This window comes from Mycolicibacter hiberniae, assembly GCF_010729485.1.
Lineage (GTDB): Bacteria > Actinomycetota > Actinomycetes > Mycobacteriales > Mycobacteriaceae > Mycobacterium > Mycobacterium hiberniae.
On sequence record NZ_AP022609.1, the window covers coordinates 1609923 to 1631380 of the forward strand.

The 21458-nt window shown below is 64.7% G+C and carries 24 protein-coding genes; 14 read left to right on the forward strand and 10 right to left on the reverse strand.

The genetic code is table 11. The annotated features are described in order from the left end of the window. Positions 1 to 83: 83 nt before the first annotated feature. The gene (locus tag G6N14_RS07515; RefSeq protein WP_085135311.1) at positions 84 to 671 is read left to right on the forward strand and encodes a TetR/AcrR family transcriptional regulator; all 588 of its coding nucleotides are present in this window, start codon (positions 84 to 86) and stop codon (positions 669 to 671) included. 175 nt (positions 672 to 846) lie between these two features. Here G6N14_RS07515 and G6N14_RS07520 read toward each other — a convergent pair whose 3' ends face one another. Then, positions 847 to 1719 carry an MBL fold metallo-hydrolase gene (locus G6N14_RS07520; RefSeq protein WP_085135312.1) on the reverse strand — a complete coding sequence of 291 codons (873 nt, stop codon included), beginning with the start codon at positions 1717 to 1719 and terminating at the stop codon, positions 847 to 849. Positions 1720 to 2213: 494 nt separating this feature from the next. Here G6N14_RS07520 and G6N14_RS07525 point away from each other — a divergent pair, with 494 nt between their 5' ends. The 6 genes from G6N14_RS07525 to G6N14_RS20525 all read left to right on the forward strand — a co-directional run bounded on the left by G6N14_RS07525 (position 2214) and on the right by G6N14_RS20525 (position 8975). Further along, positions 2214 to 5072, forward strand: a complete 2859-nt coding sequence (locus G6N14_RS07525; protein ID WP_234808883.1) for an AAA family ATPase — start codon at positions 2214 to 2216, stop codon at positions 5070 to 5072. Positions 5073 to 5221: 149 nt separating this feature from the next. Continuing rightward, positions 5222 to 5680, forward strand: a complete 459-nt coding sequence (locus G6N14_RS07530) for a nuclear transport factor 2 family protein (protein WP_085135313.1) — start codon at positions 5222 to 5224, stop codon at positions 5678 to 5680. Positions 5681 to 5839: 159 nt separating this feature from the next. Next, positions 5840 to 7009 carry a cupin domain-containing protein gene (locus G6N14_RS07535; RefSeq protein WP_085135314.1) on the forward strand — a complete coding sequence of 390 codons (1170 nt, stop codon included), beginning with the start codon at positions 5840 to 5842 and terminating at the stop codon, positions 7007 to 7009. 8 nt (positions 7010 to 7017) lie between these two features. Next, the gene (locus G6N14_RS07540) at positions 7018 to 7725 is read left to right on the forward strand and encodes an SDR family oxidoreductase (protein ID WP_085135315.1); all 708 of its coding nucleotides are present in this window, start codon (positions 7018 to 7020) and stop codon (positions 7723 to 7725) included. A gap of 65 nt (positions 7726 to 7790) precedes the next feature. Continuing rightward, the gene (locus tag G6N14_RS07545) at positions 7791 to 8657 is read left to right on the forward strand and encodes an alpha/beta fold hydrolase (RefSeq protein ID WP_085135316.1); all 867 of its coding nucleotides are present in this window, start codon (positions 7791 to 7793) and stop codon (positions 8655 to 8657) included. Positions 8658 to 8828: 171 nt separating this feature from the next. After that, positions 8829 to 8975, forward strand: a complete 147-nt coding sequence (locus G6N14_RS20525; protein ID WP_109559768.1) for a hypothetical protein — start codon at positions 8829 to 8831, stop codon at positions 8973 to 8975. Between the two features lie 7 nt (positions 8976 to 8982). Here the strand turns inward: G6N14_RS20525 and G6N14_RS20530 are convergent, their stop codons facing one another. From G6N14_RS20530 to G6N14_RS07570, 5 genes are all read right to left on the reverse strand, one after another. Beyond that, a complete protein-coding gene (locus G6N14_RS20530) occupies positions 8983 to 9141 on the reverse strand; it encodes a hypothetical protein (protein WP_170307439.1) in 159 nt (52 codons plus the stop codon). Between the two features lie 43 nt (positions 9142 to 9184). Next, a complete protein-coding gene (locus G6N14_RS07555; RefSeq protein ID WP_085135317.1) occupies positions 9185 to 10861 on the reverse strand; it encodes a GMC family oxidoreductase in 1677 nt (558 codons plus the stop codon). 165 nt (positions 10862 to 11026) lie between these two features. Beyond that, the gene (locus G6N14_RS07560; protein WP_085135318.1) at positions 11027 to 11464 is read right to left on the reverse strand and encodes an MOSC domain-containing protein; all 438 of its coding nucleotides are present in this window, start codon (positions 11462 to 11464) and stop codon (positions 11027 to 11029) included. Positions 11465 to 11617: 153 nt separating this feature from the next. After that, complete coding sequence (locus G6N14_RS07565) at positions 11618 to 11827, reverse strand: hypothetical protein (protein ID WP_085135319.1); 210 nt, start codon at positions 11825 to 11827, stop codon at positions 11618 to 11620. A 99-nt stretch (positions 11828 to 11926) separates the two neighbouring features. Then, entirely contained in the window at positions 11927 to 12478 is a 552-nt protein-coding gene (locus G6N14_RS07570) for a YaeQ family protein (RefSeq protein WP_085135320.1), read from the reverse strand. A 223-nt stretch (positions 12479 to 12701) separates the two neighbouring features. Here G6N14_RS07570 and G6N14_RS07575 point away from each other — a divergent pair, with 223 nt between their 5' ends. Together G6N14_RS07575 and G6N14_RS07580 are read left to right on the forward strand one after the other, a co-directional pair. Next, positions 12702 to 12908, forward strand: a complete 207-nt coding sequence (locus G6N14_RS07575) for an antitoxin MazE-like protein (protein WP_085135321.1) — start codon at positions 12702 to 12704, stop codon at positions 12906 to 12908. Then, a complete protein-coding gene (locus G6N14_RS07580; RefSeq protein WP_085135322.1) occupies positions 12905 to 13237 on the forward strand; it encodes a type II toxin-antitoxin system PemK/MazF family toxin in 333 nt (110 codons plus the stop codon). The genes G6N14_RS07575 and G6N14_RS07580 overlap by 4 nt, the downstream gene beginning before the upstream one ends. Positions 13238 to 13645: 408 nt before the next feature. On the opposite strand, the gene budA is transcribed toward G6N14_RS07580, so the two are convergent. After that, a complete protein-coding gene (gene budA / locus G6N14_RS07585) occupies positions 13646 to 14479 on the reverse strand; it encodes an acetolactate decarboxylase (protein ID WP_085135323.1) in 834 nt (277 codons plus the stop codon). A gap of 6 nt (positions 14480 to 14485) precedes the next feature. After that, on the reverse strand, positions 14486 to 16150 hold the full coding sequence (alsS, locus tag G6N14_RS07590) for an acetolactate synthase AlsS (protein ID WP_109559769.1): 1665 nt from the start codon (positions 16148 to 16150) through the stop codon (positions 14486 to 14488). A 749-nt stretch (positions 16151 to 16899) separates the two neighbouring features. On the opposite strand from alsS, the gene G6N14_RS07595 reads away from it, so the two are divergent. From G6N14_RS07595 to G6N14_RS07605, 3 genes are all read left to right on the forward strand, one after another. Then, positions 16900 to 17406 (forward strand): DUF3253 domain-containing protein, encoded by a 507-nt coding sequence (locus tag G6N14_RS07595; protein ID WP_234808886.1) that lies wholly within the window; start codon positions 16900 to 16902, stop codon positions 17404 to 17406. 113 nt (positions 17407 to 17519) lie between these two features. Further along, a complete protein-coding gene (locus G6N14_RS07600) occupies positions 17520 to 17996 on the forward strand; it encodes a nitroreductase/quinone reductase family protein (RefSeq protein WP_085135326.1) in 477 nt (158 codons plus the stop codon). A gap of 44 nt (positions 17997 to 18040) precedes the next feature. Next, on the forward strand, positions 18041 to 18499 hold the full coding sequence (locus tag G6N14_RS07605; RefSeq protein ID WP_085135327.1) for a hemerythrin domain-containing protein: 459 nt from the start codon (positions 18041 to 18043) through the stop codon (positions 18497 to 18499). 28 nt (positions 18500 to 18527) lie between these two features. Here G6N14_RS07605 and G6N14_RS07610 read toward each other — a convergent pair whose 3' ends face one another. Next, positions 18528 to 19205 carry a CPBP family intramembrane glutamic endopeptidase gene (locus G6N14_RS07610; RefSeq protein WP_085135447.1) on the reverse strand — a complete coding sequence of 226 codons (678 nt, stop codon included), beginning with the start codon at positions 19203 to 19205 and terminating at the stop codon, positions 18528 to 18530. A gap of 212 nt (positions 19206 to 19417) precedes the next feature. Here G6N14_RS07610 and G6N14_RS07615 point away from each other — a divergent pair, with 212 nt between their 5' ends. Then, on the forward strand, positions 19418 to 20032 hold the full coding sequence (locus G6N14_RS07615; protein ID WP_109559770.1) for a carboxymuconolactone decarboxylase family protein: 615 nt from the start codon (positions 19418 to 19420) through the stop codon (positions 20030 to 20032). A 2-nt stretch (positions 20033 to 20034) separates the two neighbouring features. Then, complete coding sequence (locus G6N14_RS07620) at positions 20035 to 20340, forward strand: YdhR family protein (RefSeq protein ID WP_163787093.1); 306 nt, start codon at positions 20035 to 20037, stop codon at positions 20338 to 20340. Between the two features lie 69 nt (positions 20341 to 20409). Here G6N14_RS07620 and G6N14_RS07625 read toward each other — a convergent pair whose 3' ends face one another. Further along, entirely contained in the window at positions 20410 to 21429 is a 1020-nt protein-coding gene (locus G6N14_RS07625; protein ID WP_085135328.1) for an AraC family transcriptional regulator, read from the reverse strand. Positions 21430 to 21458 lie beyond the last annotated feature (29 nt).

Here is a 21458-nt window from a genome sequence, read left to right on the forward strand (position 1 = left end):
TATACGTAACAGTAGGGGCGACTCGGGGTAATGGCAAGCTCTATGTACACCGACTCGTACCAAACGGGGCTAGACTGGTTGCTGTGACGGAAGTGGAGAAGGGTCCGCGGGGCCTGCGCCGCGGGCGGGGCGCACGGGAGCGCATACTCAGCGCGTCCCGACAACTGTTTCGCGAGCAGGGCATCAACAGCACCGGCCTGGATCAGCTCTGCGCGGTGGCGGAGGTGTCGAAGCGGACGTTCTACCAGCACTTCAACGGCAAGGATGCGTTGATTGCGGAGCATCTGCACGCATTCGATCCCGACCTGTTGCCGGAGGTGTTCGACCGCGACGACCTCACGCCCCGGGAACGGCTTCTCGCCGTCTTCGACATCCGCGCGCCGCTGTGTCCCTTCATCGCGGCGGCAGTCGAAATCGGCGACGCGAGCCACCCGGCACGCATACGTGCCCGCGCCTACAAGACGGCGTTCGCTGCGCGGCTCATCGAAGCCGCGCGGGAGGCCGGCGCCGCGGATCCCGAACAGCTCGGCGAGCAACTGGCGTTGCTGTTGGACGGGGCTTCGGCACGCAATCGAGTCCTCGACAACGACTCCTTCGCCACCGCGGCCGCCATTGCCGCCGTTCTCATCGAGAACGCGATCCCCGCCGAGAGCCACGCGCCGCGAGCCTGACTCATCGGCATGGCACCGCCTCGACGGTCGGGAATGCTGCGCCGCACAGATCGCCCTCGTCGGTGGTCCAGCTCAGGGTGCCGACCAGTAGTCGAGGAGAACTTAGGCCCGCGCACCGTGGTCCCGACCCCTGCCGCGACCCAGGTGGGCAGGTTGTCGTCGAAGAGCCACTGTGTCACCTGTCCAGCACGGGGGCGCCGCTGGCCGGTTCCGACAGCAACGCCACGGCGGTGTACCAAACCGGCCCGACGTTGAGCCGGTGCGGGTACAACGCGACCATCTGATCGAAATAGGCTCGTGGGGTCGGACTTTCGTCGATAAGGCGGCGGGAGGACAGTAGGTAATCGCGGGTCTGTTCGAGGATGGCGGGATCGTCGGGCAGCTCCTTGTTCTTATGACCGGCCACCACGGCCCGGGGAGCGAGCGCCGCGACCTTGTCGAGCGCGGCCAGCCACGACTCGAGTCCGCCGCCACCGCATTCGAGCAGGTATTGATGTACACCGTTGTAGGCGACGTCACCGGCGACGACCAAGCCGATGGACGGGACGTGCAGCACGGTGGTGTCGTCGGTGTCGGTATGGCCGACCTCCACGGCGAGCAGTCGGTGGCCCTCCAGATCGATTCCAGCGTTGGGAATCGGTTGATACACCACCGGGCTGGGCGGGATGAGGCCGGGAAAGTCGACATCCCACAGCTGGGCACGGCCGACGGTGCCCTGCTGGTGCATCATCGCGATGGTGCCATCTGTGGCATAAGCTGGTGCATCCGGGAACCGTTGCAGCAGAAGGTCGGTGCCGAACCAGTGGTCACCGTGGCCGTGCGTCGAGTAGGCGGCCGTCAGATGTTTGCCGGAGCGTTCGATCCAGTCGCCGACGCGGTCCACCTGCTCGTAGGTGAACGGTGGGTCCACCAAGACCGCGTTGCGCTCGCCGTAGATCAGCGTGGAGGCGACCGGCGAGGAGATGATGGGGCTGCCGTCGGGCAGCGTCTGCGCACGGTGGCGTCGCACGCCGTCGTTGACCAGTACCTCATAATGCAGCTCAGACATGTTGTCTTCCTTTCGGGATTCAGGGGTTTAGGGGGCCTGCAGTTCCGCGACCTCGCCGTCCCAGCTCGAGTTGTCGGCCCATGCCCTTGGCGCCAGCACGACGGTCGGCCTGCCACCGTCTGGCGATGCTTCGAAGGCATCGAGGCCGTCGCCGGCCGGCTTTTACGTTTTCACACGAGCGACGATTCCGGACCCGTGGTAACCCCGGGTTTGATGCCGCCGCTGTTGTAGCTGAGAGCTGGTCGAGGGGGTGCCGCGCTGCGCCTGTGGCAGCACCCTGATCGTTCCGGCGGCTGCTGCATAGGGATGGCGCACCGCTCGCCAGCCACCGGTACGCACCGGTAGCTGCTCGGACCGACACGGCGGCGAGAGACGGCGCCGTTTTGCCGTACCGGCGCCCTCAATCTCGGTTTGCCTGTTACATGGCTACTTAGCAAGTCTCTGATTGAGCAGGAGCTGAAAAGTTGCTGCTGTTGAGTACAGGGGTATCAGGCATGACCAAGCCCGGCGACCGTCACGACCGGCCGGTGAATCCCAACACGGGAAGTCTCGACAGCCGGCGCGAACACGACCTCCACGTGCGCATGCACGTTCACCCTCCCGCCGCCCTCGTCGGCAGGCGAGGGGAACAACGGGTGGTGGCCGAGCTGCTGGCCGGGATGCGACAGGGTCGCAGCGGAACCCTGGTCATCCGGGGCGAGCCCGGCATCGGTAAGACCGCGTTGTTGGCCGACATGCTCAAGCTCGAATCCGACGCCCGCGTTATCACTCTCAGCGGCGCCGAATCAGAGATGGAGCTGGCCTATGCGGGCGTGCAGCAAATCTGCGCACCGTTCGTGGATCGCCTCGACACATTGCCCGACCTCCAGAACTACGCGCTGCAAGCAGCGTTGGGGTTGCGCAGAGCAGCTGTCGAAGACACGCCGGACCCGCTGTTGGTGGGGTTGGCGTTACTCACGTTACTCGGCGAGGCAGCGTCCGATCGTCCGATCGTGTGCGTCATCGATGACGCACAATGGGTCGACACTGAGTCACTCGATGCGCTGGGATTCGTTGCACGAAGGCTCCTCGCGGACTGCATCGCCATGTTCTTCGCTGTGCGGCATTCAGGGGCCGAACGTCAGCTCGGCGGACTACCCGAGCTGGAATTGGACGGTCTTGACGACGCTGATGCCCGGACTTTGCTCGATGCGATGGTTCCGGGTCGATGGGACGAGCGTGTGCGCGAGAATCTGCTCGCCGAAGCGGGCGGAAATCCGCTGGCACTGATGGAACTGCACCGGGCTTTGGACCCAGCGGAACTTGCCGGCGGGTACGGTTTGGCCAGCGCGACATCGCGGACGCTTCGTATTTCGTCGAGCTTCGAAAGACGTATTCGCGAATTGCCTGCTGACACTGTGTTATTGATGCTGATCGCCGCCACGGAGTCCGGGGGGAGGCCGGATTGGCTGTGGGCGGCGGCCGAGAGTCTGGGCCTGGATGCGTCGGTCGCAGGGCCCGCCGAAGAGGCGGGTCTGGTCACAGTGTTCAACGGAATCCGCTTTGGTCATCCGCTCATCCGTTCGGCCGTCTACCGCATCGCGCCGATCTCTGCACGGCGGCGGGTGCACGCCGCATTGGCGCGGGTCATCACTGGTTCAGCTGCCGAGGATCATCGTGCGTGGCATAGTGCCCAGGCCGCGGGGCAGCCTGACGAGCAGATCGCCGTCACGTTGCTGGCAGCTTCTGAACGGGCGCGGGTGCGCGGTGGTGTCGCCGCCGCTGCTGCGTTTCTCGCCCTCGCGGCCGATCTGACGCCCGACTCAGATCTTCGGGTGCACAGGCGTCTGGATGCCGCCAAGGCGAAGCTGGATGCGGGCGCGCCGGCGGCGGCCTCGGAGTTGATGGTGTCTGCTTCTGCGGAGAACGACACCGAGAGCGTCGCTGCGCGGATAGCGCTGTTGCGTGCGAAGCTGGCGTTTGTCATTGACCGGGGCCGTGACGCCCCGCCGCTGTTGCAGGCAGCAGCCGAACGACTCGCGCAGGTGGACCCGCCACTGGCCCGAGAGACTCATCTTGAGGCGCTGGTAGCCGCGTTGAGCGTGGGAGGACTGTCCACGACCGATCGCGCAATGACGCGATCGGTGGCCGAGGCGGCGCGTTCTGCCCCGGCGGCCCCAGAGCCGCCCCGGGCTGTCGACTTGCTTCTCGATGGCCTGGCCGTCCGATTGACTGACGGTTACGTTGCTGCAGCACCCCTGTTGGGAAGGGCACTGCAGGAATACCTGCGCGAGGATGAGGCAGGCCTGGCAGACCCGCGCTGGCATTACCTGACCCACCGCGTCTGTCTGGATCTGTTCGATCGCGTGGCGGGCAAGGTGCTGGCTGAGCGACAGATCCAAGCACTGCGTGCGGCAGGCGAATTGAACGTGTTGCCCGCGGCTCTGTATCAGTATGCCGGGTTGTGCATCACCGACGGACTCTTCAGCCAGGCCACGGGTTTGGTCGTGGAAGCCGAAGCGATCATGGCCGCAACGGGTGCGACACCGCTGGCATCCATCCGGCCCTACCTCGCTGCCTACCGCGGGCAGGAAGCGCTCTGTCGGACGCTGGTTCAGTCAGCGATTGACGAGGCCACCGTTCGTGGCCAGGGCGGCGAGGTGACGGTGGCTCTCGTTGCGAAGGCGATCCTGCACAACAGCCTTGGACAGTACGGGGAGGCGCTGCAGGCATGCACGGCCGCAGCGCAGTTCGACGATACCGGGTACTACGGCTACCTGCTGGTGGAGATGATCGAAGCGGCGACGCGTTGCGGGGAAGGCCAGGTCGCAGCCGATGCGTTGGCGCGTCTCACCGAACGCGTAGAGGCCAGCCGCACTGATACCGCCCGGGGGCTCGCCGCTCGCTCAGCCGCACTGGTCGCCGGTGACGATCCCGCTGCGGAAGCAGACTATCAACGGGCAATCGGTTTGCTGGAGCAGGGTTACGCGCTTTACGCGGTGCGCACACGACTTGTGTACGGGGAGTGGCTGCGCCGGGTTCGGCGACGCCGTGACGCCAGAGTTGAATTGCGGATAGCTTACAAATCCTTTGCTGCGATGGGGGTCGAGGGTTTCGCGGACCGGGCTCGCCGCGAGCTGACGGTCGCCGGTGAGACGGTTAACACCGGTCCCGCCGGGCGAGTGGTGAAGCTGACAGCCCAGGAAAGTCACATCGCCCAACTCGCCCGCAGCGGCCACACTACGTCTGAGATTGCCGGGCAGCTCTTTTTGAGCCCCCGCACCGTGGAATGGCACCTGAGCAGAATTTTCGCCAAGCTCGGGATCGCCTCGCGCCGAGACCTTCGCAACGTGGAATTCGACAGCGCACTCTAGCCTCGCGCGGATGCGCAGCAGCCGTTGAACCCGCAATATCCGCGTCGCGCTAACCCGTAGTTAGTACGGGCATTGCTCGACAGCTCTAGCCATGGCGGCCGGGCACGGCATATACCTAGTGCAGAAATGCCCTTTTAGAGGACGCACACATGCCAGAGACGCACGCCCCACTCCCGCCGTTCACCTACGCAACGGCCACCATCAAAGTCCAAGCCGCCGAGGACGCCTGGAACTCTCGTGACGCCCACCGGGTGAGCCTCGCCTACACCGAGGACAGCCAATGGCGAGACCGCGACAACTTCATCACCGGCCGCGACGCGATCATCGACTTCCTCAACGAGAAATGGAAGCGCGAACACGAGTATGCATTGCGCAAGAGCCTCTGGTCCTTCACTGACGACCACATCGCGGTCCGGTTTCAATACGAATGGCACGCTACATCCGGCCAGTGGTACCGCAGCTACGGAAACGAGCTGTGGGAATTCAGCGACTCCGGCCTGATGCGGCGACGTGAGGCCAGCATCAACGACATCGAGATCGACGAAACCGATCGACGCTACTTCGGCCCACGAGACCCCCATACGCATCTCGAGTTCGCGCTGCGTTAACTGCGGGAGCCCGGGTTCCAGCCCAACGGCAATGGCGACTTTCAGAAGGGGACCGGACCGCCAGCGCCCTCCCATTTCACTGATTCTGATGACCACCAACCGAATTGACATGACACCTCATCGAGGCAAGAGTCACCGATGGGAAGAAGAGAGCCCGGCATGACCGACACTGATATCAACACCCACAATGCAGTACCCACCATGAACGGCGACCAAGGCGCGACCGTTCTGGGCCCAGACAACGTGGCCATCGGCGTACAGAACCCCGGCGCCCCAGGAACCGACTCCGGCAGCCTGCCAAACCTCAAGTGGTCGTTCGCCGCCTCGCACAACCGGCTCCTCAACGGAGGCTGGGCACGTGAGACGACAGTCCGCGAATTGCCGGTGGCCACCACCCTGGCAGGGGTCAACATGCGCCTCACAGCCGGCGCATATCGGGAACTTCACTGGCACCGGGAAGCAGAGTGGGCGTTCATGTTGGCCGGCAGCGCGCGCATCGCCGCCATCGACCCAGACGGCCGAAACTTCATCGACGACGTTGGCCGCGGCGACCTGTGGAACTTCCGCGCAGGCTTCCCGCACTCGATCCAGGCACTGGAGGATTGCGAGTTCCTGCTCGTCTTCGACGACGGGAACTTCTCAGAGAACGAAACCTTCCTGGTCACCGACTGGTTCGCGCATACCCCCAAACACATCCTGGCCAAGAACTTCGCCGTGCCCGAGTCGTCGTTCGCCTACATTCCCACCGCCGGCGAGATCGAACACAGCCGCTACATCTTCCCCGGCGAGGTGCCGGGCGCGCTGGTCGATGACATCGCCGCGGTACAGTCCCCGGTCGGCACGGCCGAACGGATGAGCCACCGCATGCTCGCCCAGGACCCGATCGAAGTCCCCGGGGGCAGCGTGCGCATCACCGACTCGCGCAACTTTCCGTCCGCATCGACGATCGCCGCTGCCTACGTCGAATTGGCACCCGGTGCGGTTCGCGAAATGCACTGGCATCCCGACCATGACGAGTGGCAGTACTGGATCTCCGGGCACGCCCGTATGGGTGTCTTCGGATCCAGCGGCAAGGCGAGAACCTTCGATTACTACCCCGGTGACGTCGGCTACGTCCCCAGTGCGATGGGCCACTACTTCGAGAACGTCGGCGACGACCCCGTGGTGATGCTCGAACTGTTCCGCAGCGACCGCTTCATCGACGTGTCGGCCAACCAGTGGCTGGGGCTGACTCCGCAGGAGGTTGTCGCCGCCACGCTGAATCTGGATCGCAAGACCATCAATGCCTTCCGCACCGATAAGCCACTCATCATGCCGAGCGAGAAGTAGGGGAGTCCATGAGGATTGAAGGTTCAGTGGCATTGGTGACCGGGGCTAACCGCGGGCTGGGCCGTCACTTCGTCGAGCAATTGCTCTCTCGGGGCGCGGCGAAGGTCTACGCCGCGGCGCGCCACCCCCATGGGATCACCCTCGACGGCATCATTCGGCTGCGTATCGACCTCACCGACCAGGCGAGTATCGATGCCGCCGGCGAAGCAGCCAGCGATATCACGTTGCTCGTCAACAACGCCGGGGTCGCCACACCCGGCGGGGTCTTGTCGGCACCGATGGCCGACATCCGCGCGGAAATGGACACGAACTACTACGGAACCCTGGCGGTAACCCGTGCCTTCGCGCCGCACCTGATCGCCAACGCACCCGCAGCCATCCTGAACGTACTGTCGGTGTTGGCCTGGTTGCACCCCAAGGGCTTCGGTGCATACGCGGCGGCCAAGGCTGCCGCCTGGGCCCAAACCGACGTCGTACGAGAGGAACTGGCAAGCCACGGTGTCGACGTCACGGCACTGCATGTTGGATTCATGGACACCGACATGACGGCCAACATCGAGGCACCCAAGGAGGATCCGGGACTCGTCGCTGCCCTGGCCCTCGACGGTGTCGAACACCGTCTCATCGAGGTGCTCGCCGATGAGCGCTCCCGAGACGTCAAGTCTCAACTGTCCGTGGACCGCGGAGCTGTCACCTCGGCAGCGCCGGCGCCCTGACCCGTACGAAAGCCCGGGCGAACAGCAATCGACCACGACCGCATACCCAAGAAAGGTTGCCAGACATGGCCATCGACAGCTATACGACCACACCGACTCGATTCACCGAAGTCGAGGGCTTGCGGTACGCCTACCGCGAGGTTGGCGACGCGGGACTACCTCCATTGGTTGCACTCAACCACTTCCGGGGGACCCTCGACACCTGGGATCCGACATTGATCGACGGGTTGGCCAAAATCCGCCGCGTCATCGCCATCGACAACACCGGCGTATCCCGGTCCGAGGGCACCACACCCAACAACGTTGCCGACATGGCCCGCGACGCCGCTGCCGTCATCAGGACGCTCGGACTCGAAAGGATCGATCTCCTCGGCTTCTCCCTGGGCGGTTTCGTCGCACAGCAACTGGTGCTCGACGACCCAGAATTGGTTCGTTACCTGATTCTGGCAGGGACTGGCCCCGAGGGCGGCTACGACTTCGCACGGTTTACTCCGGGGGTGCAGGCAGTCAGCATGCGCCCACATCCCGTGCCCGAAGACCTGGTGTATCTCTTCTTCGCCCACACCGATCACAGCCGAAACTTGGGCAAGGCCTACCTCGAACGACTGGCCCGCCGCACCACCGACAACGAGCCGGAGGTCAGCGCACACACCACCAATGCCCAGCTGGAGGCTATCGGCGCGTGGGGGACTCCACCCGATGAAGCTCAAGACCGATACGCAAAGCTAGCCGGGATACGTCAGCCGACCCTCGTGGTGAACGGAATCGAAGATCGGCTAGTACCCACCATCAACTCCTATACGTTGGCCCGGCACATCCCGAATGCACAACTGATCCTCTACCCCGATGCCGGGCACGGCTCACAGTTCCAATACCCCGAACGCTTCGTGGCCGATGTGAACACGTTCTTCAACGGGGTAGCACTGACCTAGGAACGCCACACGCCCCGCACGCGCGCCGAGGCGGTGCGGACCGGGATGTTGATGCCTCGTACCTGGTTACGGTGCTGTGGGGTCTGCTGCACGATCAGGTGACAGTTTGACCGGAAAAGCCGGGGGGATTCATATCGCCTCATGCCGCCCGGGCGGGGGGAGAATGGCTGCATGTCGACTGCGCTCTGGATCATCGTTGCCGTGCTTGCTGTCGGGACGATCGCCGGCGGGCTGATGCGGATGCAGGCGTGGTTGCGCCGGCCGGTACCGCCGGAAGTGATCGAGGCCGCGCACCGCGACGACGCCGAGGACGATTAACCGTTGCTCAGGCGGGACCGGCGGGGCCGAGCGCGCCGCCGAGTTCACGGGTGGTGTCATTGACGGCCGAGGCGACGCCTTGTTTGTTCACCGGCACCGAGCCGGTGATCGCGGCGGTCGCCGGTGCATTCCACAGGCACCGGCCGGCAGTGCTGCTGTTGACCAAGCGTCAGCCGCGCCGCCTCCCGAAGACCCCGCTGCAAGCCGGCTCATTCCAGGATTGCGCGTGCGGCGCGCTCTGCGATCAGCATGACGGGAGCGTTGGTGTTTCCCGACGTGATGGTGGGCATCGCCGATGCGTCGACCACCCGAAGTCCGGCCACGCCATGTACGCGGCAGTCGGTGTCGAGCACCGTGGTGGCTGACTTGGGGCGGCCGCGCCCGTCAAAGGCGCCCATCGCGCAGGTGCCCACCGGGTGAAAGATGGTGGTCCCCAGTTCGCGGGCTGCCGTCTGTAGGTCTTCGTCGCTCACCAGGTGCGAGCCGGGCAGCACCTCTTGCGGCCGGTAGCGGGCCAGGGCCGGTGCTGCCATGATCTGCCGGGTCATCCGCAGGCCGCGCACGGCAATGTCGCGATCGGCCTGGGTGGACAGGTAATTGGCAAAGATCTTCGGGCTGCTCAGCGGATCCGCATCGGCCAATCGTACCTGGCCGCGCGAGGTGGGTCGCAGATTGCAGACCGAGGGGGTGATGGCTGCGTAGCGGTGCAGCGGGTCGCCGAACTTCGGCAGAGACAAGGGCTGTACATGCCATTCCAGATCAGGGCTGGCCAGCGCGGGATCGCTTTTGGCGAACGCCCCCAGCGTGGACGGCGGCATCGTCAGGGGTCCTGACCGCAGAAGCAGGTACTGCATTGCCATGCCCGCGCGGGTGATCGGATTTCGGTACAGCGTGTTGACCGTTCGCGCACCCCGGATGCGGAAAATCGTTCGAAGCTGCAGATGGTCCTGGAGGTTCTCACCCACCCCGGGCAGGTCGACGACCACGGGCACGTGATGTTGGGCGAGCAGCCCGGCCGGGCCCAGACCCGAGAGCTGCATCAGATGCGGCGAGCCGATGGCTCCGGCGCTCAGGATCACCTCTTTGCGGGCTCGAACGTCGACGGCCTGCCCGTCTTTGAGCAGCCGCAAGCCGGTGACCCGGTGACGCGCTGTGGTCCAGGCGCCGTGACGCTGCGCCTGGAGAACCTGATCGTCGGTCAGCAGCCGCAAGGCCTGGGTGTGCGTATAGACAGTGAGATTGGGGCGGTGGGCGACAGGGTGCAGGAAGGCGTCGGCCATCGACCACCGCCGGCCCCGCCGTTGATTGACATGAAAATACGCACTGCCGGAGTTGTCGCCCCGATTGAACTCGTCGATCGGCGCGATGCCCAACTGGGCGGCGGCGGCCTGCCAGGCGTCCAGGATCTGCCAGCGCACCCGCGGCCGCTCGACCCGGATCTCACCATCGGCGCCGTGCCAGTCGTCGGCGCCGCCGAAGTAGTTCTCCAACTCCTTGAAGATCTCCAGGGTCTGGCCCGGACGGTCAGAACCACCCCAAAGCCAGCGCTGGTCACCGGTAGCCTGCGCCCACAGTTCGTAATCGCTTGCCTGCCCGCGCATGTGGATCATGGCGTTGATCGACGAGCAGCCGCCGATCACGCGGCCCCGCGCGTAGAGGATGCTGCGCCCGGCCAGGCCGGGATCGGCCTCCGTCGCAAAGCACCAGTCGGTTCGGGGGTTGGCAATGGTGTACAGATAACCCACCGGCACCTTGATCCAGAACCAGTCGTCCTTGCCGCCGGCCTCGATCACGAGGACGCGGTGTCGCGGGTTGGCGCTGAGCCGGTTGGCCAGCAGGCAGCCTGCGCTGCCTGCCCCCACGATGATGAAGTCGAATTCGGCCACAGGGCTTGTTTCCGGCACCAGTCCTCCATTGCCGCGGGGATGAAGTCCTAGTGTGCGCGATGACGGCTCGAAGCGGGCGCTGATACCGCGGCGATGATCACCGCGCTCCACAGCGCGCAACCGCGCCACGGCAAGGGCCGACACCGGTACACCCGGTGTCGCCGGTCATTCGGCCGTCAGGACTTCCACCTCATCGCCGACGTGTATCGGCCCGGAGGTCAGGATCCGGAAGGCCGTTCCACCGCGCCGATGCATCGCCTTGGCCGCACCGGGGGCAATCCAGTCATCCAACAGCCGGCACGGCGCGGCGATCCGCACCACCTCGAGTTCGACGTCACCGATGCGGACTCTGTCCCCGGGGCGGGTGGGGATGTCACCGGCGTCCACGGTCAGGTTCCGCCGGGTTGCGCCGGGGTCGATGGCATGGCCGAGATCGGCCGCTGCGAGATCCAGCAGCTCACGCGACTGCACTGTGACGTGTCGGTGCCTGGCGCCGTGGTACCTGTCGCCGACCAGGCCCTTGCCGGCCTCGGCGTCGACCGCAGGAACTGACCGGTTCGGCACTTTCCGGCCGGGCGCGATGTGGATGGCGACGACCCGCATGGTGCGCCAGTCTAGGCGCTCTGGGTTGATCTGGGGGATAGGCCGATGTCTGGCGGTGGGGGCTTGGGTGGCGAAAAGTCCTGGCAGGCAGGTAATTCGCCGCGGCTCAGCCGGAACGTGCCAGGGGAGAGGTGTGAGCCGAGGCCGCCAGGTTTATGCGATGCTGCTGAAAATAGCCGCAACCAACCCGCCCAGGATGAGTATCCCAACCATCACCGCGGCGTAGATCGTGCGGCGTCGTCGGTGTCGGCGGGCGCTGTCGATCGCCACCGCGATGCTGACGAGCATCAACGCTGCATAGACCGACAGTCCCACTGTCAGCGTCGCGGCTTCTGCGGCGCTGGCCAGAGTCACTTCGTGCATGCGGTGAGCCTACGGGGGACACCGAATCCACTCACCGTTGGTCAGGTCGAAAGGATCACAGCCCGGGAGGCGGAAGGCCTTCTGCGTGCGTGCCGCCGTTCACTCCAACGGCTCGGGGGTGAAGGTGACGTCGACACCGCCCACCGTCATCGTCACCTGGCCTTCCATCACCATCACCTGCGCCGAGACCCGTCGATCGACAGTCTGGGCCAGTTGCTGCACCTGTGCGTGCGGTATCTGCACCACGGAAAGGTTCGACAGCCCCGCCACTTTGGGTCCCACGGTGCGCCACCAGGTGGCCGCACCGGCGGCGAACGGGAAGAGCACCACCTGGTCGGCCTGGCCGGCCGCCTTGCCCAATGCACGTTCATCCGGCTGGCCAACAATGATCCATTCCAGAATCCGGCCCGTATAGTCGGCGAGCCGCAAGTCCGGTGCACCAGGGGCGGACAGGCCCGCCCCGAACGCCAACTCACCGTCGACGTCGCTGAGCCGGTGCGCGCGCAGCCCAAACGCCAACAACCGAACCACCATCCGCTCATCAGTCTCACTGGGATGACGGGCCACGGTCAGCGTGTGATCGGCGTAGTAACCGTGGTCGATATCGGAGACGCCAAGTTCGACTTTGAATACTGTTGCAGAAAGGGCCACGCCCTAGTGTCCACCCAGCTGGGGGACCCCGAGCAGCGAGGGCGCTTCGAGTGGTCACGCCGGCCAACGGCAGAACAGCCTCAAGAGCTTCATGATGAGGGCCATCTTCAGGTTGGCCAGGCGCGCCGTCGAGCGACAGCCGTAGCGGGGATATTTGTTTGCTGGCCCGTCAGCTCCTGCTCATCCTGCTGCTCAAATCCAACGTTACATGTAACATCGTGGCATGGCCGTGAGGGAGAGGGTCGGCGAGTACCGACGGCGGATGCGGGAGCGGGGCCTCCGGCCGCTGCAGGTCTGGGTGCCTGATGTTCGGACGGAGACGTTTGCGGCCGAGGCGCATCGCCAGGCTTCGTTGCTCGCACGGGCGGACGAGGCCGGCGACGACCAAGATTTCATTGAGGGCGTGTCTGCGCCATGGGATGAGGAGTGAACCGAGGGGAGATCTGGACCGTGGCGGGTGGCGTCTATGCCGCGAAGCCGCGTCCCGCGGTGATCATCCAAGACGACCTGTTCGACGGTACGAGTTCAGTGACTGTCGCTCCGATGACCAGCGCGCTGTTGGATGCGCCGCTGATGCGTATTCGGATAGCCGGCGGCGGCGACCGGCTATCCGGACTGGACCACGACAGCGACGTGATGGTCGATAAGCTCACAACCGTCAGAAGGTCGAGCGTTCATTCCCGACTGGGTCGGTTGACAGCGGAGCAAGTCGTCGAGGTCGAGCGAGCGATGATGGCATTCCTTGGCCTTGCCCGATAGATGAGAACCGTTGAGTGGCAGGTGAAAACGCAGTACTTTAACTGACATAATGTACGTTATCGGCGTTACGGCCTAATGTGAGTTGCATCAGATGCAAGGACTCACTGTCGGCTTCGGGGCATGTTGGTTGGCAGTAATACTGCACGGACATTCCGGTGCCCTCTGATTTCGTGTCGGCTGCCTTGCCTCCGATGCGGAGTGTGAGTCGGCGCTGCGTCGCCGGTTCATCCAAACTCCGGATGTTCTGGCAGTATCGGCGCCCGGCTGGGAATTTTGGTTTGACCGACAATTGCCAGGCCTCGGCCGCGCTCCCAGCGCACGAATGAATGGCCCCTTACGCCGATCATTACGTCACAGTGACGTAATGATCGGAAAGGCGGGGACGCTGACCTTGTCGCGCAGACCGCGTCACGAGCCCGGCGACGAGCCGCCGCCTTCGGCTTTGCGGATCTGCTGGTCCACCGCTGCACCCGCAGGCATCGGGGTGGTCAGGAATGCTCCGGACCGTGGAAAGCTGAGGTGCAATGCCGTGATGGTTTCGATCTCGACGGCACCGGTCGTGAGGGTGAAGTCGAGGCAGTGACCGCCGAGGGTGTGATCCCGGTTGAGGAAGTGCAAATGGTAGCCGGCCACCGTGATCCCCTGCTCGTAGCTGGGGCTGAGATAGCCGGCTAATGTTCCCTCGATGTCGGTGAAGGTCGCTTCGGCCTGCCCTTGGGCGGCCTCGGCCAAACTCGGATAGGGCTTGACTTGTCGTGCGACCGTCCGTGTCCTGACGGTGCTGAAATGGCCGGTGATCTGGATGGCATAGGTCAGATTTGGGCTGGGAATATGTTCGGAGACAAGACTGTCGAGCTGATGGTAGGTCATCGGTGTGTCCACCACAGATGTGCTCTGCGGCCTGAAATGCGTCACCGCGGCAAACGGCGTCTGCTCGGTGTCGGAGGCGACCCGGGCGCTGCCGTCAGATCGCAACTGGTAGCAGACTCCCCCGAGGATGATCATCTCACCGTCGAGGCTGTTGAAAGTCCCCAGTCCGAAATCGCCGTGGGTGAGTAACTCGCCGACGGTGACCTCTCCGTCGTAGACGCCGCCCAGGAGCGCCTCCAGCGTTGAGTACTGGAACAACTCAGGGGAGAAATCGGCGACGTGCGGTGTGCACGATGTCGTCGACGCTATGGGGAGGTGCTGGTGAAATTCCTTGGCTAGTCGCGCGATTCGACCCGGGGATTCGTCAGTCATAGTCCCTCAGTGGAACGCATCTTCATGGAGTTTCCGCCCCAGGTCTATGTTGTGGCTGTAGTCAACCGGCACGTCAATGATGCTGACGCCCGGCTCGGCCAGTGCGGCTTTGAGCGTGCTGACGAACTCCGCCATCGAGTTCACTCGGTAGCCGTGCGCCCCGAATGCGGCGGCGTAGCTGACGGTGTCATAGGAGCCGAGTTGAATCCCGGAGGTGCGTCCGTACCTCATCTCCTCTTGGAAAGCGACCATGTTATAGGTGTCGTCACGCAGAATGATGTGGGTCAGCGTCACCCCGAGCCGGTGCGCGGTTTCGAGTTCCTGAGCGGAGAAAAGGAATCCACCATCGCCGGAAACCGAAACGATTTGTGTGTTGGGCCGCACCAAGGCTGCCGCGATGGCCCACGGAAGTGCGACGCCGAGGGTCTGTTGGCCGTTGGAGAACAGCAGATGCCTCGGTCGGTAACACCGGAAGTGCCTGGCCATGTAGATGTAGTTAGAGCCGACGTCGCACGCGACCGTAGCGTCGTCGTTGAGATGGTCCCGCAGCGCGAGCACGACGGCAGCTGGATTGAGACCCAGGCCGGATTCGCTTCTTGCTCTCGCTGTTTCATCGATAGCGGCAAGGTGTTCACGCTGTTCGGCGATGGCGCTGTTGGTCTCGGCATCGAGCCGCACGCCGGGCAGCAGCGACGCGAGTTCGCCTAGGGTCCCGGCGATATCGCCAAACAGTTCGATGGCCGGCTGATAATGGTTGTCGATCGAGGCGGGTACGGCGTCGATATGGATGATGGCCCGGGTCAGATCGGTGTTCCACAGCGCAGCGTCGTATTCGACCGGGTCATAACCTACGGTGACGATGACGTCTGCCCGCGCAAGCACGATGTCCCCGGGTTGGTTCCGGAACAGGCCGACCCGGCCCAGGTAGTGTTTCTCCAATTCGCGCGACACCACCCCGGCGCCCTGGAAAGTCTCGACGACCGGTAGGTCAGTGCCGGCAATGAGGCGGTGCAGTGCCGCGGTGACGTCCGGGTCGCTGCCGCGGTCCCCGACGAGCAGGACAGGTGAGCCTGCCTTCAAGATGGCCTCGGCGGCTCGCTTGATGTCAAGGGCCGGAGCGGATCCCATCCGGGGCACCGGCGGCATCGCCGTCAGTGCCGCCGACGTCGCCGCCGCGGCCACATCGGCGGGTAACACCACCGCGGTGGCCCCGCGTGGATGGGTGGCAGCGAGCCGGAACGCGTTGGCAACCGTTTCGGGAACATCATCGGGCGCCGCAACCTCACCCACGAATTTGGTGACGGTGCCGAGTAACCCTGCAGCGTCCATGGATTGGTGTGTGTGCTTGAGCCGCTGGTCGCGAGAAACTGCACCACAGATCGCTACCAACGGATCCTGCTCGGTGGTAGCGGTGACGAGTCCCGTGGCCAAGTTGCTGGTGCCTGGCCCCGAGGTGACCAGAACTACGCCTGGCGTGCCCGTCAACCGACCGACCGCCGCTGCCATAAATGCGGCGTTCTGTTCGTGGCGGCAAACGACGAGTTCTGCAGAACCGTCGAGCAGCGCATCGAAAACGGCATCGATCTTGGCGCCGGGGACACCAAAGACGTACCGGACGCCGGCAAGATCGAGGGCTTCAACAACGCGCTGGGCCGAGCGAGCCGGCGTCATGTCTGCCAAGTGATCTCCTGCGCCTGGTAGTGAGGGCCCGCTTACCGGGAGGGCGGGGCGATGCCAGATATCGTGGGGTGCAGTCGTCATGAGAGTGCTGGACGGGTGCGGCGCCCGCCGAGGATGAGAACGTGAATCCGGGACTGAACCTGGGTCATTGCTGGTAGCGCATTCTGCAGCAGCTTTCGTTGTAGTTGATCGCGATCGTAGTGGTCTGCTTAACAGTTGGCGGGGGGATGGTCTCCCCCAATGCCGCGGCCGTTAAACACGATGTATACGTCACGTGACGAACAGCTCGGAATCAAGACCTTCGGCGAACCACCATCGTTGCCTATCAGCGATCGTCCGCCACTACTAAAGAGACTCGAGAATAAAAAGAGGGGTCTGCTGGACGGATAGGTGACATCTGAGATCGATCGCCCTGGTTGGGCGCGCTGGAAGGATGTCACCATGGCCAGGCCGTATCCGAGGGAGTTCCGCGAGGACGTCGTGAGGGTCGCTCGCAACCGTGAGGATGGTGTGACGATCGAGCCGATCGCCGGCGACTTCGGTGTCCAAGCCGCATAGCGACTGGACCACCAATCGGGTCAAGCGCGCTTGCGGCTCTCCGGCGAGGAGGGCCCCATATCGTGTGCAGCCAGTAGCCTGGTGTGAGGACATGTGGCATGGCAACGGCCCAGCTGCGTTATCGCAACGGAGCGTCCCGGGGGTCGCCGCAGCCCAGGCAATCGGGGTATGGAGGCAGACGCGTGGCTGCGACCGAGCACACCGCCGATGGCCGCTTCATCGTCGTCAACGGAAGGCGGTGGCGCGCCACCGATCCCTCCATTCCCGAATCCCTGCGCCAGGAGTTGGTCAATGCGCTGATGGCTGCCCGCCGAGCGGTGCGGGACGCCGGTGCCAACGCGCGTCTCCGCGTTCACGACGCGAAGGTGGCGCTGGGCGAACGCGGCGAGCCGTGGTGGGACCAGCACAGTGTCGACGGGTTGAACTCCCGGATTGACGCAACGATCTGCACGCTGGTCCGGCACCGTGCGCCCGGCACCGCGTGTCCGAGCGACATCGCCCGCATCGTCGGCGGCGCAGGGAACTGGCGCGATCTCATGGAATCCGTTCGAGCCCGAGCGAAAGCACTTGCCGGTCGAGGTGTCATCGACATTCAGCAACGCGGGCACACTGTCGACCCGACGACCGCACGGGGCCCGATACGACTGGCGGCTGCGCAGAACATCGACATGGCCAGGACGCAGAGCTGAGCCCAGCCACCAGAAGCTGTGCGCCGGAGCGAACCGATGACGTTTGGGCCGCGGGGAAAGCGGGTACCCGCGACTGTGTCGGCAGTCGGCGCGGGCGGAAAGGTCTTGGGTGAGTGAGCTTCACGAACAGCCGAGGGACGCGCGGCGCCACCCAACCCGCAAACACCATTCTCACGCGGGCCGTGAACAGGTTACTGGCGTGGCGCATCCGCAGGGGCGGCAGGCTGCTCGGCAACACCTACGGTTTGGTGTTGACCACGGTCGGTCGCAGAACCGGAACCGCGCGCAGCACGCCGGTCAGTTACTTTCCCGACGGTGACGGACGCTGGTTGATTGTCGCTTCGGCCGCGGGCGCGGCGAAGAATCCGTCCTGGTTCTTCAACCTCGCGGCACACCCCGACAAGGTCCAGATCGAACTACCGGATCGGACGGTGGCAGTACATGCTGAACAACTGCACGGACATCAGCGCGAGGTGGCCTGGCAGCAGATCGCGTCGGCCTCGAAGCTGTTCAAGCGGTACGCGCAGAAGACTGACCGCGAACTGCCCGTCATTCTCCTGACGCAGCAACGCGCTGCGCAGGATTCCTGAGCCAGCTCGAATCCCCTCAAATCCATCGGAGAGAAAGAGTTGCCATGGCGGACAACATTTTCGAGGCACTGCGCGAGAGCCACCAGCTGCAGCGGTCATTGTGCCGCAAACTGCTGCGATCTGCGCCGCACACCGAGGAGCGCATAGCGCTGTTCACCGAGCTTCGGGTGGAGCTGGCCGCGCACGCCGCGGCTGAGGAACGGTACCTCTATGCGCCTGTTCTCATGGCCGACGCCGGGTTGAATTCCTCACGGCACGCTCTGCACGAGCATCACGAGATCGACGAGCTCATCGAAGAGCTGCAAGTCGTCGACAAGAGCCGCGCGGGGTGGCTGCATCGTGCTCGGAAGTTGTCCGAGCAGGTTCATCACCACCTGAGTGAGGAGGAGAAGAAGTTCTTCCAGGTCTCCGGATCGATCCTCTCCGACACCCAGAAGCAGCGACTCGCCGGCCAGTACCGCCGCGACTACGCCCGCATGCGCAAGGTGCTCAACGGCGGTTGACCGCACCTGTGCGGAACTGTGTTGCGGGTCAGGCGCCGAACAGCGGCGGCAGGGCCAGCACCATGACCAAGCCCCACACCAAATGAGTCAGAACCGGGGCCAGGATTCCGCCGGTCGCGCGTCTCTCGACGGCACAGATCGCCCCCAGCACCACCGCCGCGAAGCCCAGCGCCGGGTTGCCCGACGCTGAGGTCGTCATCGCGTAGAGCACCGTCGAAAACAGCAGTGGCCGAGCCTTTCCGAGCGCGCTGTAGAGCGCCCCGCGAAAGAACAGTTCCTCGGCCATTCCGTTGACCACGGTGATGGCCACCACCACCGTCAGGCGGCCGTGGTGTGCGTAGCTCAGCACGCGCCCAATGGGCTCTGCGATCACCTCGATCTCGCGGGCCACCAACGCCCCGGCGATGAACACCGCCGCGACCACCCCGCCGACGCCGATGCCCATCAGGATCGGACGGTGTCGTCGCCCCGAGACACTGACCCAGCCCAGGCGCAACGGCCCGGACACGACAGCGCCGCCGCCCCACACGACTGCCATCGCCGTGGTCAGCCAGTAAAAGCTCGGATCGCCGGGAACCCGGGTCAGGGACAACCCGAGAAGCGCTGCTCCCAGCACCAACACCAGAACCACGATTGCGCGGCGGCGGCGCTGTACGCCATGCGATTCGAACGGCTCACTCGCTGCGGGCGTAAGAGTTGAAATCAGCGATGCCAACACAGCGCTCGTTGTTCCGGGCCGGGGAACGTGCCGATCATCTGCCAAGGATATCCGGGTCGCCCCTGTTGACGATCCTCCGCCGCTGTCACCGAACAGAAGTGCGCAAAGTGGACAGCATCTGTGCGCTTGACGGCTGTCGTCGCGGGGGGAGGCCGCGTTTAACTGAGAACAGCAACGCCTGATCGAAAAGAGGAGAATCTATGGCGCCGCGGCTCAATCTCGTCCCCGATCTCGACAGCCTCTCCCCCGAGGCCAAGCAGGTGCTGGACGACTACATCGCCAAGACCGGGGGTGAGTACTTTCAGATCGCGCAGACGGTTGACCATCCGTTCCGGCAGAAGGGCACCGACGCCCACCACGAGTGGGTCAGTCAGTTCGTCCGGGTGCTGGGCCTGAGCCCCGGCCTGCTGAAGGCTTGGCTGGACAAGGACTGGTACATCGTCCGGGAGAGCCTGATCTCCAAGAAGGACCCACAACTGGCCGAGCTGGTCGGTCTGGTGGTGGCGTTCGCGTTGGAGTGCCCGTACTGCATCGCATGGCATTCGGCCGCATCGCGATTCGAGGGCGCCGAGGACAGTATCGTCGCAAAGGTCCATGCCTACGACGACAACCGGGACGCCTTCGACGAGCGTGTTCTGGCGGTGTTCGACTATTCCCGCAAGATCGCCCTGCATGCGTTCAAGGTCACCGATCAGGATGTCTACAACCTGCGCCGCTGGTACACCGACCCCGAGATCGCGGAACTGACCGAACTGGCCGCGCACATGTCAGCCCTGTCGAAGTTCTTCTCCGCCCTGGATGTGGAGATCTGGTAAGCATGGCAACCGCGATTCTGGTCACCTTCTCCAGTGCTGCCGAGCCGGCGGAACTCGCCGCGATTGCTGCCGAGTTCGCTGGCGCACTCACCGACGTCGACGGCCTGCTGGGCAAGACCTGGCTTGAGACCCACGGCGGCAGCGGCGGCTTCTACATCTTTCGCGACGATGCCGCCGCTGACGCCTATCTGTCGGGGCCGTTGGTCGCTGCGCTACAGCAGCACCCGAAGTTCTCCGACTTCTTGGTTCAACGATTCGGCGTGGACGAGGCGCTGAGCGCTCGTACGCACGGGCTGCCTTCGCCCTGAGAGATGCCGGGGGGGTAACTCGGTGGCGCGTGGTGCCGGCGGCAGACACCTGACCGCCGGCACGACGCGTCATTGGGCAAGAACCTCTTTGGGATATCTGCCGAACTGGACGCGGAAGTCCGCGGCGAACCGGCCGGGGTTGTGGTAGCCCCAGCGGGCGGCGATGGCGGCAACGGTCGTCCGCTCGGCGTCGGCGGCAGCCAGATCCTCGTAGGCCCGCCGAAGTCGGACCTGACGGGCGTACTCCATCGGCGTGACGTTGCGTTGCCGGCGGAAGGCCGCCTGCAGTGCACGTGAGCTCAGGCCTACTGACCGTGCGATCTCGCGCACGGTGAGCGCAGTACCGGCATGCTCGTCGATGTAGCTGACGGCCCGGGCGACCGCGTTTGCGGAAACGCCCGCCGGCAGCTCGTCGTTCGCGACGCGTACCGCGTTCGGGAAGGTGTCGAGCAGTGCCGATACGGTCGCCTTGGCAAGGTGAACTTCGGTGAGCGACGGTGTTTGGCCAGGTCTGGACGGCGTGGCTTGCCCGGCCAGAATGTCCACCATTCGGCCCCAGGTGGCGACCGCAGGTCTCGCGGCGAGGGTCTGCAGGGAGAAGTCCAGCGAGACGTGCTCCGGGGATAGGCCGCGGGCTTCTGCCGCAATCCCGCGAGCCAGCGCCCGGTCGACAACGACCTTGCAGACCACGCTGTTCCGGCTCCACCGCGTGCGATAGCGCTTGCCCGCGTCGAGGACGACGGGAAGGTGCGGTCCCGCGACAATCCCGACGTCTCCCGAACTCACGCCGATCCGGCCTTGCAGGGTGTGGATGACCACGATGTGCTCGGTGTCGGGCTCGGGACGCAGGTCAACGGTAGTCCCGCCGTAGGTCATCCGGTGGACGTGCACGCCCGGCATCGAGGTGGCCTGCTGACGGGCATGGAAGCCGTACGTTCCCTCCGGCAGATCCATCGTGTGCGGGCCCAAGAACTCGCTCAGATGGCTGTGGACTCTGTCGGGATCGCTGGATTCGAATGTCTCCGGGTGCCAGGCCTGAGCAAGAACCGGAGCTGTGCCGACCTCTGCCCAGCCCAGTTCAGCAGTCATGCCCTACCAATCCCTCCAGAACCACATAC

Coding starts and splice junctions, on each gene's coding strand:
- budA (WP_085135323.1), bottom strand. CDS start 14,479: ATGACTGACGAATCCCCGGGTCGAATCGCGCGACTAGCCAAGGAATTT.
- G6N14_RS07560 (WP_085135318.1), bottom strand. CDS start 11,464: ATGCGGGTCGTCGCCATCCACATCGCGCCCGGCCGGAAAGTGCCGAAC.
- G6N14_RS07605 (WP_085135327.1), top strand. CDS start 18,041: ATGGCGGACAACATTTTCGAGGCACTGCGCGAGAGCCACCAGCTGCAG.
- G6N14_RS07625 (WP_085135328.1), bottom strand. CDS start 21,429: ATGACTGCTGAACTGGGCTGGGCAGAGGTCGGCACAGCTCCGGTTCTT.
- G6N14_RS07540 (WP_085135315.1), top strand. CDS start 7,018: ATGAGGATTGAAGGTTCAGTGGCATTGGTGACCGGGGCTAACCGCGGG.
- G6N14_RS07525 (WP_234808883.1), top strand. CDS start 2,214: ATGACCAAGCCCGGCGACCGTCACGACCGGCCGGTGAATCCCAACACG.
- alsS (WP_109559769.1), bottom strand. CDS start 16,150: ATGACGCCGGCTCGCTCGGCCCAGCGCGTTGTTGAAGCCCTCGATCTT.
- G6N14_RS07535 (WP_085135314.1), top strand. CDS start 5,840: ATGACCGACACTGATATCAACACCCACAATGCAGTACCCACCATGAAC.
- G6N14_RS07615 (WP_109559770.1), top strand. CDS start 19,418: ATGGCGCCGCGGCTCAATCTCGTCCCCGATCTCGACAGCCTCTCCCCC.
- G6N14_RS07530 (WP_085135313.1), top strand. CDS start 5,222: ATGCCAGAGACGCACGCCCCACTCCCGCCGTTCACCTACGCAACGGCC.
- G6N14_RS20525 (WP_109559768.1), top strand. CDS start 8,829: ATGTCGACTGCGCTCTGGATCATCGTTGCCGTGCTTGCTGTCGGGACG.
- G6N14_RS07545 (WP_085135316.1), top strand. CDS start 7,791: ATGGCCATCGACAGCTATACGACCACACCGACTCGATTCACCGAAGTC.
- G6N14_RS07565 (WP_085135319.1), bottom strand. CDS start 11,827: ATGCACGAAGTGACTCTGGCCAGCGCCGCAGAAGCCGCGACGCTGACA.
- G6N14_RS07575 (WP_085135321.1), top strand. CDS start 12,702: ATGGCCGTGAGGGAGAGGGTCGGCGAGTACCGACGGCGGATGCGGGAG.
- G6N14_RS07520 (WP_085135312.1), bottom strand. CDS start 1,719: ATGTCTGAGCTGCATTATGAGGTACTGGTCAACGACGGCGTGCGACGC.
- G6N14_RS07620 (WP_163787093.1), top strand. CDS start 20,035: ATGGCAACCGCGATTCTGGTCACCTTCTCCAGTGCTGCCGAGCCGGCG.